Source organism: Nocardia sp. NPDC001965 (assembly GCF_053594175.1).
The window spans coordinates 172493-191592 of sequence record NZ_JBSFDZ010000001.1 but is presented as its reverse complement, the minus strand read 5'-3'; the positions used below and the strand labels follow the sequence as shown (position 1 = coordinate 191592).

The 19100-nt window shown below is 68.4% G+C and carries 1 protein-coding gene; it reads left to right on the top strand.

Annotation, left to right across the window (positions count from 1 at the left end):
- Positions 1-898 precede the first annotated feature (898 nt).
- Positions 899-19096, top strand: a complete 18198-nt coding sequence (locus ACWCPQ_RS00810; protein ID WP_449893260.1) for an amino acid adenylation domain-containing protein — start codon at positions 899-901, stop codon at positions 19094-19096.
- The last annotated feature ends 4 nt before the right edge of the window (positions 19097-19100 follow it).

The window sequence follows — 19100 nt, the reverse complement described above, 5'->3', positions numbered from 1 at the left end:
GCGGCGCAGACGCCGCGGCGTAAGCCTCGCGGCGGGGCGGGCAGGACGGCGCCGCTCCGGGCCCGCATTCCACTCCTGCGGCCCCACCGGCCACGAGCACACGCCGAAGGGTTTCGCGAACCGGCCGATCGACGGGCGCCGATGCATTCTCGCTCGGGCTTCCGATCACTTCGGATTTCCGAAGTAAAAAAACCACCTGTGACGCCTGCTGTGCCGCCGCGGAACCGGGTCGCCGGGATCGTCGTTGCGGAGCTCGCCGAACCTCGCTTATTATGGCGTTCCGAAGCTGGTCGTCGAGAATATGTGGAACGCACTTCGGCGACTGCCGGTCCGATTGCCAGAATTGCGGCAGATCGGCATGACAAAGGATTCCCCCGATTGTCGGGGTTGTGGGGTATCCACCGGGAACAACTGGCGCAGAGATAAGCCCAGAAGGCGATTTGGTGCGACCGATGAATACCGATGATCCCCGCTCAGCGACCCCGACTCGGTTCCGATCCCCGTCCGTGACCTGCACGCATCATGCTGCCGGGATGGTAACGATACGTACGCACGGACCGCGGACGCCGCATGCGGCAGGTCCGCCGGGTAGCGTCGTCGCCGCCGTACGGCCCGCCGAAATTGCCACGGAACACAACCCCTTGCAGCGGTTCGGCCGATCTACCGGGCCGCTGACGGGAGCCTGTTGATTTGTAACCGCCAGGTCTCGCGTATCCCAGTTTATTTCCTTTAGGAATCGAATTCGAGACAACGCGTTCTTCATTTCGCTTTTCATCGACTGAGAAATGTCTCGAATCGGCGACATCAATTGTTGTTCCAATGTAATCCCCTGCGCGTTGGAGAAACCGTGATCGTCCCCTTCCGGGGAGCCTCTCGAATGCCGGGAAATGGAGGACAGGTGCCCCAGTCCAAGCGCAATGTCGACAGCAACCGGAGCCGGTCGAGCTCAGCGCACACCGATTCCGCCACGGCATCGGGCTACTCGGTTTCGGGTAACGGTTCGGATGCGCGAGTGAACGCGGGCGTCTTCACCGGTCCGCCCCGCCGTGACGTGCTCCGGCTGTCGGCCGCCCAGCGCGGAATCTGGTTCGCGCAGCATCTCGCGGGTTCCTCGCCGATCTCGGTGGCCCAGTACGTGGAGATCATCGGTGAGCTCAAAACGGATCTGCTGATCGAGGCATGCGAGACCGCCGACCGCGAATTCGGGTCCGGGCATATCCACCTGATCGAGGTGGACGGCGAACCGTGTCAGTACGTCGACGATCTCGACGTACCCCAGGTGTCGGTGGTGGATCTGCGCCGCCACGCCCACCCGGTAGCGACCGCGCACCGACTGATGGGCGAGGACTACGCGGCACCGCTGGACCTGCTGGGCGACCACCTCATGAAAAGCGTCATCTACCAGGTGGGCTCGGACCACTACCTGTGGTATCAGCGCGCCCACCACATCGCGTTGGACGGTTTCGCCGCGGTGACGATGCTGCACCGCATCACCGAGCTGTACAACTCCTGGGTCGAGGGGAACGACGCACCGCCCGCGACGGCGAAGTACCTGGGCGACATCATCGAACAGGATCTGGCCTACCGCGGATCGGAACGTTTCGACAACGACCGCAAATACTGGACCGAACACCTTGCCGGTGCGCCGCCGGTGGTCAGTCTGGCTGGCCGGATCAGCAAGCCCACCATCCATCCGGAACTCGTCAGCGCCGCCCTGCCCGAGGACACCGCACAGCTGCTCGACAGAGTGGTGGCCGAGCGCGGGACCAGTGTGACCCCGATCGTGGTCGCGGCGTTCGCCGCCTACCTCGCCCGGATGACCGGCAGCGACGAAGTACTGCTGAGTCTGCCGGTCTCGGGTCGGCATTCGGCGATACTGCGCCGCTCCGGCGGCATGGTCGCCAATGTGGTCCCGCTGCGGGTCCGGGTCGCCGACAGCACAGTCGGAGAGTTGATCGACGCCACGCAGAGCGAGCTGACCAGCGCGCTGCGGCGCCAGCGGTACCGCCAGGAGGACATCTTCCACGATATGGGGATCGCGCGGGACGAGGCCGCGTCGTTCGGTCCGGCCGTCAATCTCATGATGGTCGAGAACGAGGTCGTATTCGGGGAGACGACCGGACGTCTCAACGTACTCACCTCCGGCCCGACCGCCGACCTGTTCGTCAACATCTACCCCGGAGCGGGCCGCGACAGCACCCATATCGACTTCCAGGGGAACCCGAACGTGTACAGCCCGGCCGAACTCGCCGCGCACCACCGGCGGTTCCTCATGTTCCTACACGAATTCCTCGCCGGTGGAACGGAATACCGCGTGTGCGGGCTACCGCTGCTGGAGGCGCACGAACGCACCGCACTGCTACCCGTCCGCGGCCCCCACGGCACCGGGACCCGGCTGCTGCCCGACATCCTGTCCGAGAGCGCCCGCCGCCACCGCGCCGGCAGTGCGGTCGCGGCGCCCGGCCGGATGCTGACCTACGAAGAGCTCGGCACCGGGTCCGCCCGGCTCGCCCGCCATCTCGTCGCCCTGGGATGCGGACCTGATACCGCGGTCGCGATCGTGCTGCGCCGTTCGGCGGAATCGGTGATCGCGGCGTGGGCGGTCGCCGCATCCGGTGCGGCGATCGTGCAGGTCGACCCCGAATATCCCCCGAAACGTATCGAGCATATGATCAGCGACAGCGGTGCGCGCGTGGTGGTCACCGTCGGTGAATACCGGGAGCGGCTGCCGCAGGACGTGCATACGGTCGTGCTCGACGACCCGGGGACCCAGCGGGCGATCGAGTCCGAGGCGGGCGATCCGGTCACCGACGCCGACCGGATCCGCCCCCTGCGACCCGCCAACACCGCCTATATGACCTACACTTCCGGGTCCACCGGGCTGCCGAAGGGCGTGCAGGTCACCCACACCGGGCTGGCGAACCTCATCGCCGACCGCAGCGACGCCCACGGTCTCGACGACCGGTCCCGGGTGTCCTATGCACTCTCACCGAGTTTCGATGCCTCGCAGGAACAGTTCCTGACCTGCTTCGCCAACGGCTCGACTCTGATCATCGTGCCGCCGGAGGTGATCGGCGGTGAACCGCTGACCCGGCTGCTCGCCGAAGAGCGCGTCACGCACCTGACGCTGACTCCCGCGATGCTGGCGACGGTCGACCCCGAACCGCTCACCGATCTGCGGGTCGTCGTGGTCGGCGGCGACGTGTGCCCGCCGCACGTCATCGAACGGTGGACGCGGTCCTGGTCGATGTACAACGAATACGGCCCCACCGAAACCACCGTGACCGCGGCCGGAGCGCCCATCGAACCCGGCCGCGACCTGACCGTCGGCGGCCCCATCCGTGGTGTATCCGCCATGGTGCTGGACCGGACCCTGCAACCGGTGCCCAGAGGCACCGCGGGCGAACTGTATCTGTCCGGTCCGGGTCTGGCCCGCGGCTACAGTCACCGGTTCGGTGAGACCGCGGCCCGGTTCGTCGCCGACCCGTACGGCGACCCGGGGGACCGCATGTACCGCACCGGCGATCTCGCACGCTGGTCCTCCGGGGACAGCGCCGCGATGACGTTGGAGTTGATGGGGCGCAGCGATTTCCAGGTGAAGATCCGCGGCTACCGGATCGAACCCGGTGAGATCGACGCCGCCCTCACCGGCCACGAGGACGTGGACCTGTCGGTCACCGTGCCGGTACAGAACAAGGCCGACGCGACTGTACTGGCGTCCTATGTGGTCCCGGTTCAGGGCCGTCGTATCGATATCACCGAACTCCAGCGCTTCGCGCGCGAATCCCTGCCTCCGCACATGGTCCCGGCAGTGATCCTGCCGCTGGACAGTCTGCCGGTGAACGCGTTCGGCAAGATGGATCGGCACGCGCTGCCCGAACCCGATTTCGGGACCGCCCCGGTCGGCCGGGCGCCGGCCACCCCGCGGGAGAATCTGGTGGCGGGCCTGTTCGCGGAAGTGCTCGGGGTCTCGCACGCGGGAGCCGACGACAGCTTCTTCGCACTGGGCGGCGACAGCATCCTGTCGATCCAGCTGGTGGCCCGGGCCAAGGCGGTCGGGTTGAGCTTCTCCACCCAGAACGTTTTCGAATACAAGACCGTCGCCGGGCTGGCCACCGTAGCGACCGAAGCCGGGGACGCCCCGCGCCTGGCCGAACTGGCGGGCGGCGCGGTCGGGCCGATGCCGCTGTCACCGATCATGCACGCCATGCTCGGCCGCGGCCACTACACCCGGTTCGCGCAGGCCACCCTGATCGAACTACCGGACAACCTCGAACACACCGATCTGGTCCGGGCACTACAGGCCCTGCTGGACCGGCACGACATCTTGCGCGCGGTCCTGCGCGGTGCCGAATCGGTGGACCGATTCGTCGATGTCCTGGACCGGGGCGCGGTCGACGCGGATACGGCGCTGTCCCGGGTGCTGCTGGAGCGGCGCGACGCCACCGAGGTCGATGCGCATCTCCAGACGGCAGCCGATCGGCTGGACCCGGGCAACGGTGTTCTGCTGCAGGCCGTACGGCTGCAGGACGATACCGGTTCGGGCCCCGACCTGCTGTGGCTGGTGATCCACCATCTCGCCGTCGACGCCGTATCGTGGCGGATCCTGCTCACCGATCTCGCACAGGCCTGGGCACAGATCAGCGAAGGCAGCGAACCGCATTTCACCGGATCCGGCACCTCGGTGCGACGCTGGGCGCACGGCCTGGTCGAACAGGCACCGGCCCGGCGCACCACGGAACTGGAGATGTGGAAGGAAATCCACGCCCGGGGCGACCGGCTCCTCGGCGCCCGCCGCCTGGACCCCGAACGTGATGTCGCCGCCACCGCGGGCCGGATCCGGATCCGGATCCCGTCCGATGTCACCGAGGCCGTGCTCACCACCATCCCGGCCCGCTTCCACGGCAGCGCCAACGACCCACTGCTGACAGCCCTGGCCCTGGCGCTGGGGGAATGGCGGCGCCGGCGCGGTATGTCGGCGGGCGCGGAGCTGATCTCCCTGGAGGGACACGGCCGCGAGGAACAGGCGGTACCGGGCTCCGATCTGAGCTCCACGGTCGGCTGGTTCACTACCCGGTTCCCGATGCGTCTCGAATTGCGGGATATCGACCCGGAGGACGCCTTCGCCGGCGGGGCCGCCGCGGGACGCGCTGTCCAACAGGTGAAAGAGCAGCTGCGGGCGGTGCCCGACAACGGCATCGGCTACGGAATGTTGCGGTGCTTGGACTCTCAGGGCAGTGCCGAGCTGGGGAGCTCGCCGGAACCTCAGATCAGCTTCAACTATCTGGGGCGGGTGGGTGTCCGCGAAACCTCGGGGGCGTGGACACCCACCCGTGAATTCACCTCATTGGCCGCGACCGGCGATCCGCGGATGGCGCTGCCCGCGTTGCTCGATATCAACGCGATCGCCGAACCGGGCCCCGAAGGTCTCGAACTCGAAGCGACCTGGGAGTTCGCCGGACAGATCCTCGACCCCGCCGAGGTCGACGAACTCGCCGGCCTGTGGGTGCGGGCGCTGCGCGCCCTCGCCGGACATATCCGGTCCGAAGCCGCGGGCGGCTACACCCCATCGGATTTCCCGCTCGTCACCGTCTCGCAGGACGAGATCGACGGCTGGCTGCGCGACTATCCGTCGCTGACCGATGTGTGGCCGTTGACCGCACTGCAGACCGGGTTGCTGTTCCACGCGATCTACGACCGCGACACCACCGACGGTTACACCGTGCAGGCGGCCCTGAGCTTCGCCGGTGCGGCCGACCCGGACCGGATGCGGTGGGCCGCCCAGGCGCTCGTCGACCGCCACGACAGCCTGCGTACCGCGTTCGTCGAGAGCGCCGGCGGACCACGCCAGCTCGTGCTCGGTGACACCGAAGCCGACTGGCAGTACACCGATATCAGCGATATCGACGACGCCGAGCACGCCGACCGGCTGCACGAGCTCGCGGTCGCGGCCACCGCGCCGTTCGATCCGGCCCGGCCCCCGCTGCTGCGTTTCCATCTGGTGCGCACCGGCGCCGACGAATGCCGGCTGCTGGTCACCAACCATCACCTCGTACTCGACGGCTGGTCGATGCCGGTGCTGATCCACGAACTGCTGTCGCTGTACGCATTCGGCGACGACGCGGCCGAACTCGCGCCGCCGCGTTCCTACCGCGACTACCTGCAATGGCTGCACGGCCAGGACGCGGCCGCGGCGGCTGCGGCCTGGCAGCAGATGCTGGACGGAATCGAAAGCCCCACCCAGGTCGCCGGCCGGCCGAACCGTGCGGTCACCGCGGACAGCGGTGAGGTCGGGTTGCGCCTCGACACCGCGACCACCGCCGCGCTCCTCGATCTGGGCCGTTCCCACGGTGTCACCGCCAATACGTCGATCCAGGTGGCGTGGGCGTTGTTGCTCACCACCCTGACCGGCCGCTCCGATGTGGTGTTCGGCAACACGGTCTCGCATCGTCCACCGCATATCCAGGGCGTCGAGTACATGGTCGGGCTGTTCATCAACACCTTGCCGGTGCGCGTGCGGCTCGACCCGCGCGAAACGGTCGCCGAGCTGCTCACGCGTGTCCAGTCCGAGCAGGCCGCCATGCTCGATCACCGCAACATCGGTCTGGCGGAACTCCAGCGAGCAGCCGGGATCGCCGATATGTTCGATACGGTCACCGTGCTGGAGTCCTACCCGCTCGACCGGGAGGGCCTGTCCCGCGACCTCGGTGCCGCCGGGCTGCGGCTGCTCGATCTCGACGCCCAGGACGCCACCCCCTACCCGTTGAGCCTGCAGGTGACGCCCCCGTCGCGGGACGCCACCGACACCGAGGAGTCCGCGACCCATACCGTGACGTTGCGGTTCACCACCGACCGTTTCGATCGCGACCACGCGCGCACCCTGCTCGAACGCTTCGAACTGCTGCTGACCCGGCTGGTCACCGAGCCGGGGCGCCCGGTCGCGGCGGTCTCCTCGAACCGGGAACCCGAGGAGACCGAACTCCGCTCGGTCCATGGTGAACCGCCGGTCCCCGAACGCAGCCTGCACGACATCCTGACGGCCACCGCGCGCCGCTATCCGGACGCACCGGCCGTGCGCGCCGGCGACAGCACCCTCACCTACCGCGAACTGGAGCAGCACGCCGACGCCCTGGCCCGGCGGCTGACCGCTCGCGGGGCGAGCCGGGAAACCTTCGTGGCACTGGTCCTTCCCCGATCGGCCGAACTGGTCGCGGCGATCTGGGCCGTGGCACGGACGGGCGCGACCTTCGTCCCGCTCGACCCGGCCAACCCACCCGAACGTCTCGCGGAACTGCTGACCGATTCACACAGTGCGCTCGGCGTGACGACCGACGCCGTGGTACAGCATCTACCGGATTCGGTCGGCTGGTTGATCGTCGACACCGCGCAATCACCGGATCCCGTCGGCGAACCGGTCACTGCTGACCGGCTGCTGCCCGACAACGCGGCCTACATGATCTACACCTCCGGATCGACAGGTAAGCCCAAGGCAGTGCAGGTGGGCCATCGCGGTCTGGCCGATCTCGTCGCCGCCCAGACCGAAGCGTTCCGGGTAACCCCGGATTCGGCGGTACTACAGGTCGCCTCACCGGGATTCGACGCCTACGTCTCGGAGCTCCTGCTCGCCCACGGCAGCGGCGCCTGCCTGGTGATCGCGCCGCCGGAAGTGTACGGCGGCGACGATCTGGAGAAGCTCCTGCGTGACCAGCGCGTCACCCATGCCATCATCACCCCGTCGGTACTGGGCACCATGGACCCGGCCGGGCTGCCGGGACTCGGAACGATCGCTGTGGTCGGTGAGGCCACCGGATCCGACATCGTGAACCAGTGGGCACCCGGACGCCGGCTCATGAACCACTACGGTCCGACCGAAACCACGATCTGGGCAACCGGATCCGATGTGCTGACCCCTGGTGAACCGGTGACCGTCGGCGGACCGATCCGCGGTGTGACCGCGGCGGTACTCGATCTGTGGCTGCGCCCGGTACCGGTCGGTATCGCCGGGGAACTGTATATCGGCGGCCCCGGCCTGGCCCGCGGATACTTCGACCACCCCGCCACCACCGCCGCGCGGTTCGTCGCCGACCCGCGCTCACCTCACGGGGAACGGATGTACCGCACCGGCGACTCGGTGCGCTGGATACGCGGCCGCGGCGGCCTGGAACTGGAATATCTGGGCCGCGGCGATCAACAGGTGAAGATCCACGGGCTGCGGATCGAACCGGGGGAGGTCGATGCCCACCTGGCCCGGTATCCCGGCGTCGCCCGGGTCGCCACCGTCGCCCAGGAGGGTCCCACCGGGGAACCGGTCCTGGTGTCCTATGTGGTGCCCACGCCGGGCACCACCCTGGATACAGCGGCCCTGCACGACGACCTCGCCGGTTCGCTGGCCCACTACATGAACCCCGCGGCCGTCGTGGAACTGGAATCGATGCCGTTGACACCGGTCGGCAAGATCGACCGGAAAGCGCTGCGCGAACGTGACTTCCGCGCCGAACAGGCCCCCGGCCGTCCACCGTCCACCCCCGCCGAGCGGGTCATGGCACAACTGTTCGCCGAGATCCTGCACCTGGATACCGTGTCGGCGGAGAGCAACTTCTTCGCCCTCGGCGGTGACAGCATCGTCTCCATGCGGCTGGTGGCGCTGGCGCGTGCCGCCGGGCTCACCCTCACGCCCCGCGATGTGTTCGAAGGGAAAACGGTCGCCGCCCTCGCCGCGACGGCCCGCAACGAATCCGACGCCCCCACCGTCGACGACCTACCCGGCAGGGCACAACGCATCGAGGACCGCGCATATCGTCCAGCGGACTTCCCGCTGGTGCGGCTCACCCAGACCGATATCGAACAACTCGAACAACGTTACGAGCGGCTGGCCGATGTCTGGCCCCTGTCGCCGATGCAATCCGGTATCCACTTCCACTCCACCTTCGACCCCACCGCCGGCGACAACTACACCGTGCAGACGGTCATCGGTTTCACCGGCCCGGTCGACAGCGAACGGTTACGCTACGCCGCGCAGGCCGTGGCCGACCGACACGACATCCTGCGTGCCGCCTACGTGGAAACCGCCGCCGGGCCGTGCCAGATCGTGCTCGATCACGCCGAGGTCCGGTTCCAGGAAGTGACGCTGGCACTCGGCGCTACCGACCCCGCGACCGAATGGAACCGGATCGCCGCCGCCGACGCGGCCGCCGGTTTCGACCTGTCGGACCCGCCGCTCATCCGCTTCACCCTGATCCGTGCCGAATCCGGGGTTTCCCGGCTGCTGATCACCAACCATCACGTGATCCTGGACGGTTGGTCCATGCCGTTGATGCTGCGCGAACTGCTCGACTACTACGGCACACCGGAGCATATCGGCGCCGCCGGGGCCGCCCCCTCCTACCGCGACTACCTGCGCTGGCTGTCCCGACAGGACCTCACCGCATCCCGGGCCGCCTGGGCACAGGCCTACGCCGACGTCGACTCACCCACCCGCGTCGCCCGCCACGCCGGGCGCGCAGGTACGACGTCGGCGACCGAAGTCACCGCGGAACTGGCGGCCGACCAGCTCACCCGCTTACGCGCGGTGACCGCCGACGCCGCCGTCACCCTCAACACCGCGATCGCCGCCGCATGGGCCCTGAACCTGCGCACCCTCACCGGGGAAACCGATGTGATCTTCGGGTCCGCGGTGTCGGGCCGCCCACCCGAACTGCCTCGGGTGGAACAGACCCTCGGTATGTTCCTGAACACGATCCCGGTCCGGGTCGCGCTCGATCCGGCGGTCTCGCTGCGCGAGTTGCTGACCCGCATCCAGTCACAGCACGCCACCATGCTCGACCACCACTACATCGGGCTCCCCGATATCCATCGCAGCGCCGGAGTGACCGAACTCTTCGACACCGCGATCGCATTCCAGTCCTTCCCGGTCGACCGCCCCGCCCTGCAGCAGCTCGTCGAATCGGCGGGTCTGCGCGTCGACGAGATCACCGGTGTCGACGCGACCCCGTTCCCGCTGAGCCTGGTGGTCGCACCGAAACAGGACGAGCACGGGCAGGGTCTGCAGATCACGCTGCGCTTCCTCGACCGGGAATTCGATACCGGGCAGGCCGGCCGGATCCTGGACCGCTTCGTCGAAATACTGCACCGCATCGCACACGCACCGGCCACCCGGCTCGGTGAACTCGCCCCGGCCGACATCCGGGACCCGATCATGCCCGCCCCCCGCACCGAGCATCTCCCGGCGGATACGCTGGGCGGCCTGCTCGCCGCGACCGCGGCCGCCGCCCCCGACGCGACCGCGACCACCTATGGATCAGTCGCACTGACCTACCGGCAACTCGACGAACGCGCGAACCGGCTCGCCCGCCGGCTGATCCGGCACGGCGGCCGACCGGGAACCCTGGTCGCCGTCGCACTGCCCCGATCCCTGGACACGATCGTCACGATCTGGGCCGCCGCGAAAGCGGGTGCCGCGTTCCTGCCCATGGATCCGAACCTGCCCCCGGAACGTATCGAGTTCCTGCTGTCGGATTCCGGCACCACCCTCGGACTCACCGACAGCGCCTCCCGGCAGCACCTGCCCGACACCGTCGACTGGCTGATCGTCGACACCGACACCGACACCGCGAGCGACGAACCGGAGATCGCGGCACCGGTCACCGACGCCGACCGCGGCGGACCGATCAGGCCGGACCACCCGGCATACGTGATCTACACCTCCGGCTCCACCGGCACACCCAAGGGCGTGCTGGTGGCCCACCGCGCACTCGCCGATGTCGCGGCGGCGCAGCGCCGGATCCTCGGCGTCGACCAGGACTCGACGGTTCTACAGGTCGCCTCACCCAATTTCGACGCCTCGGTGTTCGAGCTGCTGATGGCGCACGGTTCCGGCGGCCGGCTGGTGGTGGCGCCCCCGGATGTGTACGGCGGACCCGAACTGGCCGAGCTGATCCGGCACGAACACATCACCCACGCTCTGCTGACCCCGTCGGCGCTGGCCACCCTCCCACACGACGGTCTCGGCGAACTGCGAGTACTGTCCTCCGCCGGTGAACCCGTCGGACCCGAACTGGTCGACCGGTGGGCTCCAGGACGCACCATGGTCAACCTGTACGGCCCCAGCGAAACCACGATCTGGGCCACCGCCGACAGCGCACTGGCCCCCGGGGCCCCGATCACGATCGGCGGACCGGTAGGACCGGTCTCGGCAACGGTCCTCGACACCTGGCTGCGACCCGTCCCGGCCGGTGTGGCGGGTGAACTGTATCTGTTCGGACCGGGCCTGGCCGACGGCTACATCGGTCGTACCGGGCTCAGCTCGGCGCGTTTCGTCGCCTGCCCGTTCGGTGACCCCGGCCACCGCATGTACCGCACCGGCGATATCGTGCGCCGCAACCGGGACGACGCCCTCGAATTCGTGGGCCGTAACGATTTCCAGGTCAAGGTCCGCGGCAACCGGGTCGAGCTGGGCGAGGTCGACGCCGCCCTCGGCGCTCGCGCCGATATCGCGTTCGCGGTGACCGTGCCGCGCAGCACCGAGGGCCGTCCCGTAGCCCTGGTCTCCTATGTGGTGCCCAAGCCCGGCACCACTGTCACCGGGGTGGAACTGACCGCTGCCCTGGCCGAAGCGCTGCCTCCGTACATGGTGCCCGCCGCCGTACTACTGCTCGACGAGCTACCGCTGACCTCCAACGGCAAACTGGACCGCGACCGTCTACCGGAACCGGTGTTCACCACGCGGGAGTTCCGCGCCCCGGCCACCCCGGTGGAAACCGTGGTCGCGGAGGCCTTCGAACATGTCCTCGGCGTCGAACGGGTCGGAGCCGACGACGACTTCTTCGATCTCGGTGGCGATTCGCTGAGCGCGTCGCTGGTGGTGGCGCGGGTCGGCGCCGCCCTGGACGTGCGGGTGCCGGTCCGGTCCATATTCGAGACGCCCACTGTCGCCGGTCTCGCCGAATACGCGGGATCCCTGCACGGCGGCGATCGGGTACCGCTCACCGCGGGCGTTCGGCCCGACCCGATCCCGCTGTCGCTTGCACAGCAGCGGATGTGGTTCCTCAACCGGTTCGAACCGGACTCGGCCGCCTACAACATTCCGGTGATGCTGCGGCTGACCGGCCGCCTCGACACCGACGCCCTGGCCGCGGCGCTGCGTGACGTCGCCGACCGCCACGAGGTGCTGCGGACGATCTACCCGGAAACCGCCGGTGATCCCGAACAGGTGATCCTGAGCGAACCCGAAATGGCGCCGGAACCGGTGCGGGTGGACCCTGCCGCGATCCGCGAGGTGGTCACCGAATTCCTGCGGCGCGGCTTCGATGTCACCGTGCAGGTGCCGATGCGCGTCGGGCTGTTCCGGACCGGCGGCGACCAGCAACCCGAGTACCTGCTGGTACTGGTGGTCCACCATATCGCCGGCGACGGCCAGTCCATGGGCCCGCTGGCCCGCGACGTGATGTGGGCCTACGCTGCCCGGGTCGCCGGACACGCGCCGCTGTGGGAGCCGCTACCGGTGCAATACGCCGATTTCGCACTGTGGCAGCGCCGGATGCTGGGATCGGCGCAGGATCCCGATTCGCTCATGTCGGCGCAGCTGGAATACTGGCGCGCCGCCCTCGCGGGTGCCCCCGACCGGCTCGACCTGCCGGCCGACCGGCCACGCCCGGCAGTGGCGTCCCTGTCCGGCGGCCGGGTGCCCCTCGAAATCGGGGCCGGCCTGCACGAACGGCTGATGGAACTGGCCCACGCCAGGGGCTCGTCACTGTTCATGGTCCTGCACGCCGCGCTCGCGGTAATGCTGGGCCGGTTGAGCAGCACCGACGATGTGGTGGTCGGTACCCCGATCGCCGGACGCAGTGAACCCGGTCTCGACGACCTGGTCGGCATGTTCGTCAACACCCTGGTACTGCGCACCCCGATCCGCTCCGGCGAATCGTTCGCCGACCTGCTGACCCGGACGAAGGAAACGGATCTGCAGGCGTTCGAACACGCCGACGTCCCCTTCGAACGAGTCGTGGAAGAACTGAAACCACAACGATCGGCAGACCGGCATCCGCTGTTCCAGGTGGCGCTGGCGTTCCAGAACCTGTCCTCGGTCGATGTGGTGCTGCCCGATGTCACCGTATCCCGCGACGACGTGGACACCGGGATGTGCCAGTTCGACCTGCAACTCGTCGTCTCCGACTCCTACGGGAAAGCCGGTACCGCCCAGGGGATATCCGGCATGATGATGTTCGCGCGCGACCTGTTCGACGAGACGACCGTCGCCGGTTTCGCCCAGCGCCTGATCCGGGTACTGGAAGCCGTCGCCGCCGACCCGTCCACCGCCGTCGGCGATATCGACTGGCTCGACGCCGACGAACACACCACGCTGGTCTCCCGGGTCGGCCCGCGTATCGAAGGCGCACCCGCCCTGCTCCCGGATGCTTTCGCCGCGGCGGTACGCGACAACGGTGCCGGAGCCGCCCTCGTCTCCGGCGATACCGAACTGACCTACACCGAACTCGATATCCGATCGAACCGGCTGGCCCGGGAACTGATCCGGCGCGGCGCCGGACCGGAGGACCCGGTGCTGGTCGCCGTGACCCGGTCGATCGAATCGGTGGTCGCCTGGTGGGCGGTCGTCAAATCCGGGGCGACCTATGTCCCGGTCGACCCCCGCTACCCGGCGAGTCGCATCGAGCAGATGGTCGCCGATTCCGGTGCCAAGCTCGGTGTCACGGTGACAACTGCACGGACCGAACTGCCCGACGCCCTGGACTGGCTCGTCCTCGACGACGACACCGTCCGCGCCGGGATCGACGCACTACCCGGCGATCAGGTCACCGACGGCGATCGGGCGGCGCCACTGCGGGCCGGCCACACCGCCTACATCGTCTTCACCTCCGGCTCCACCGGTGTGCCCAAGGGTGTCGCCGTAGAACACCGCGCCATCGCCGATTACCTCGCGGCCCAGCGCGCCGGCCACACCACCGGACACACCTCCCGGGTCCTGCATTTCGCCTCGCCGTCCTTCGACGCCTCACTGCTGGAAATCCTGCTCGCCTTCGGCAACGCCTCCGTACTGGTGCTTGCCCCGCCCGGAATGTACGGCGGCAGCGAACTCGCCGAACTCCTCCGCACCCAACGGGTCACCCACGCGTTCGTCACCCCGGTCGCCCTCGCGTCGGTCGACCCCGCCGGACTCGACGACCTCCAGGTCGTCATGTCCGGCGGCGAAGAGGTCCCCTCGGACCTGGTGAAACGGTGGGCCGGTACCGACGCCGCCGGCACCCGCGAATTCCGGATCCTGTACGGGCCCACCGAAACCTCGGTCGTCGCCACCGGCGCCCCCCATATGCTGCCCGGCGCCCGGCCACGTATCGGCGGACCGCGCCCCGGAATGCGCGCCCTGGTACTCGACGACCGGCTGCAGCCGGTGCCCGTCGGAGTGTCCGGCGAACTGTATCTGGCCGGCCCCGGACTGGCCCGCGGCTACCTCAACCGGACCGGCACCAGCGCCGGACGTTTCGTCGCCTGCCCCTACGGAGACAGCGGCCTGCGCATGTACCGCACCGGCGACGTCGTGCGCTGGAACGCCGACCACGACCTCGAATTCGTCGGACGCAACGACTTCCAGGTCAAAGTCCGCGGCTTCCGGGTGGAACTCGGCGAGATCGACGCGGTCCTCAGCGCCCGCGACGACGTATCGTTCGCCGTGACCGTACCTCGCCGCGAAGGTACGGGCCCTGTTCTGCTGGTGTCCTATGTGGTGCCGGCACCGGGCGCCGACATCACCGGCGAAGAACTCGCCGCGACAGCGGCCGAAACACTGCCCTCCTACATGATTCCCGCCGCGGTACTGGTCCTCGACGAGATTCCGCTGTCACCCAACGGCAAACTCGATCGCAAGGCCCTGCCCGCGCCGGTGCTCCAGGCCCGGCAGTTCCGGGAGCCGTCCTCACCGGTGGAGGAGATCGTGGCCGCCGTGTACGCCGAAGTGCTCGGCGTCGACGGCCCGGTGGGCGCCGACGACGACTTCTTCGAACTCGGCGGCAACAGCCTGGTCGCGACTCGCGTCGCGGCCCGGATCGGTGCCGCGCTCGACGCCTCGGTACCGGTGTCGATCATCTTCGAAGCGCCCACCGTCGCGAAATTGGCCGCGCGCGCGGAATCGCATGCCGATACCGGCCGGATCTCGCTGACCGCCCAACAGCGTCCGGATCACATCCCGCTGTCCTACGCGCAGCAGCGCATGTGGTTCCTGAACCGGTTCGAACCCGACTCCGCCGCCTACAGCATCCCGATTGTCATCCGGCTGACCGGACAGCTCCGTATCGACGCCCTGCGCTCCGCCGTCGCCGATGTGATGACCCGGCACGAAGTGCTCCGCACCGTCTACCCGCAGTCCGGAGGCGAACCGGCACAGCTCGTACTCCCCGCCGCCGAAACGGCACCCCCGATGGCCGTCATCCCCGTCGAACAGGCCGAACTGGTGGCCGAACTCTCCGATTTCGTCTCGGCGGTGTTCGATCTGACCGCCGAAGTACCGTTCCGGGTACGCCTGTACGAACTGGGCCACGACGAATGGATCCTCGCCGTCGTGCTGCACCACATCTCCGGAGACGGATCCTCACTGGCCCCACTCGCCCGGGACATGATGGCCGCCTATTCGGCGCGGCTGCACCACGAACCGCCCGGCTGGCCACCGCTCGCCGTCCAGTACGCCGACTACGCCATCTGGCAGCACAGCGTCCTGGGCACCGAAGACGACCCGGGTTCGCTGCTCCGCGCGCAGATCGACTACTGGACCGACCAGCTCGGCGACCTGCCCGCGCTGCTGGAACTACCCACCGACCGGCCGCGGCCACCCGTGCAGACCTATGCGGGCGCGAACGTACCGATCGAACTCGACGCCGAACTACACGCGAAACTGGAACAGGTGGCCCGCGCGCACAACACCACCCTGTTCATGGTCTTCCACGCCGCCCTGGCGGCCACCCTGGGCCGCCTCGCGCACACCGACGATATCGCCATCGGCACCCCCTATGCGGGCCGCGGCGAACCCGAACTCGACGATCTGGTCGGCATGTTCGTCAACACACTCGTCCTGCGCACCCGGCTCACCGCGGGAATGACATTCACCCAGTTGCTCGAACACGTACGCGGCACCGACCTGGCCGCATTCGGGCACGCCGACGTCCCGTTCGAACGGCTCGTACAGGAACTGAACCCGGTGCGGACCCACGCCCACCACCCGCTGTTCCAGGTGATGCTCGCGTTCCAGAACCTCGGCACCACCGACTTCGAACTACCGGACCTGTCGGTATCGGCCGTCGAAGCCGACACCGGAACCTCCCTGTTCGACCTCCAGGTCACAGTGTCGGACTCCCATGACACCGCCGGCACCCCGACCGGGATCTCCGGTGGTATCACCTACGCCACCGACCTCTTCGACGAAGCGACCGCCACCAGCATCGTCGACCGCCTGCTGCGCCTGCTCGACGCCATGGCCACCGACCCCGGCCGGACCGTACACGATGTGGACCTGCTCGAAGCCGACGAACGCGACGCCGAACTGGTGTGGTGGAACAACACCAGCTACCCACTCGCACCGGACGAAACACTCGCCTCCGCGTTCACCGACTCGGTGCGCATCCACCACGACCGCACCGCGATCACCACAGCCGAGGAGACCCTGACCTACGGGCAGTTCGCATCCCGCGTCAACCGCCTGGCCAGACTGCTCATCGCCCGCGGTGTGGGCCCGGAAACCCTGGTGGCACTGCGGATGCACAGGTCACTGGATCAGGTGACCGCCATGTACGCGATACATGCCGCCGGCGGCGGGTACGTCCCGATCGACCCGGACCACCCGGCCGAACGAATCGACTACATGCTGGCGACCGCGAACCCGGTCCTGGTGCTGTCGACCCTGGACGATCTGGACGCCTCCGCATACGACGACAGCCCCGTCACCGACAGCGAGCGCCTGACCTCGCTGCGGCCGGACAATGTCGCCTACGTTCTGTTCACCTCCGGTTCCACCGGGCGCCCCAAAGGCGTATCCGTACCGAACCGTGCGGTGCTCAACCAGTTGCACTGGATCAACGGCACCTATTGGCTCACCCCTGACGATGTGGTGTTGCAGAAGACTCCCGCGACGTTCGACGTGTCGGTGTGGGAACTGTTCGCCACCCTGATCGCGGGGGCGCGCATGGTCGTCGCCGAACCGTACGGGCACACCGATCCCGCCTACCTCGCCGACACCATCGCCGCCCACCGCGTCACCCTCACCTCGTTCGTCCCCTCCATGCTCGCCGCGTTCGCCGACGCGACACCCGACGGATCACTGGCATCGCTGCGGGCCCTGCTCGTGGGCGGTGAAGCGTTCGGCCAAGAGGTCGTGTCCGCCGCCCGCCGGGTCATGCCCGACGTCGGGCTGCACAATCTGTACGGACCCACCGAATTCACCCTGCACGCCACCGAACACCTGGTCACCGCCGCCGACGGCGGAAACATCCCCATGGGCACTCCGGTATGGAATGTCCGCGCCTACGTACTCGACAGCCGGTTGCGGCCGTCGGCACCCGGCGTGGCGGGAGACCTGTATCTGGCAGGCAATCAGGCCGCCCGCGGCTACCAGGACCGCCCCGGCCTCACCGCGGAACGGTTCGTCCCCGACCCGTTCACCGCGGGGGAGCGGCTGTACCGCACCGGCGACCTGGCCCGCCGGCTGCCCAGCGGCGAACTGGAATATCTGGGCCGCACAGATTTCCAGGTGAAATTACGTGGTCTGCGGATCGAACTCGGTGAGATCGAAGCCGTGCTCGCCGAACACGACACCGTCGCCCGCGCGATCGTCGCGATACACACCACACCGGCCGGTGACCAACTGGTCGGCTATCTCGCACCCGCGGCCGGCGCCGTCGTCGACACCGCCGCGGTCCTCACGCACGCCGCCACCGAACTTCCCGGCTATATGGTGCCCACGACCGTGATGGTGCTCGACAGCGTCCCCTTCACAGCCTCCGGAAAGCTCGACCGCAACCACCTCCCGGAACCCGAATTCGCGGTAGGGGAGTACCGGGAACCGGCCTCCTGGCTGGAAGGCGAGGTGGCCCGGGCCTACGGGCACGTGCTCGGCGTGGAACGGGTCGGCGCCGACGACGACTTCTACGCCCTCGGCGGGAACTCGCTGCGCTCGGTGCAGGTGGTGAGCGAACTGAAGAAGGAACTCGACTACGACGTCCCGGTGAGCTGGATCCTGTCCGATCCCCGGCCCGCGGACCTGGCCAAGCGGATCGAATCGGGTATGCGCTCCGGCGAGACCCACGCCGATCCGGCCACCGCCTTCGGTTTCGATGTCCTGCTGCCCATCCGCACCGGCGGCGACCGGGAACCGCTGTTCTGTATCCACCCGGCCTCCGGCCTGGCCTGGAGCTACCGCCCGTTCGCCGAATATCTCACACCCGGTCGGCCCATCTACGGAATCCAGGCACCCCAGATCAGCGGCGAGGTCCCCGGGCCCGCCACCATCGAAGAAACCGCCCGCCGATACGTCACCGAGATCCAGCGCATCCAGCCGCACGGTCCCTACCACCTGCTCGGCTGGTCACTGGGTGGTCAGATAGCCCAGGCAATCGCGGTCGAGATGCGAGCGGCGGGGGAGCAGGTCGCCCTGCTGGCCCTGCTGGACGCCGAGGCGGGCAATATCGACCCGGCGGAGGTCACCACGGTCACCGCCGGTGAACTGATCAGCAACCTCGGTCCGGTCCTGGGTATCGATTTCGTGGACGAGAACGCCACCCCGCAGGAGGCCGCCACCCTCATCGAGCAACATCTCGGCGAGGGGTTCGCGGTGGACGCCGACATGATCCAGCGAATGACCGACGCCTACAACCAGTCCATGCGCGCGTCGAGTATCTGGCAGCCACAAGTCCTCGACGCCGATCTGCTCTACTTCACCGCCACCGTGGACCGCAGCCCCGATGCCACCGGTTCCGCGGGCTGGGCACCGGTGGTCCGCGGCGAGATCGCGAATATCGATATCGACGCCGCACACCTCGCGATGACCGAACCGGTAGCGGTCGAGCAGATAGCCCGAATCCTCAACGCCCGCTTGGACTGAACCT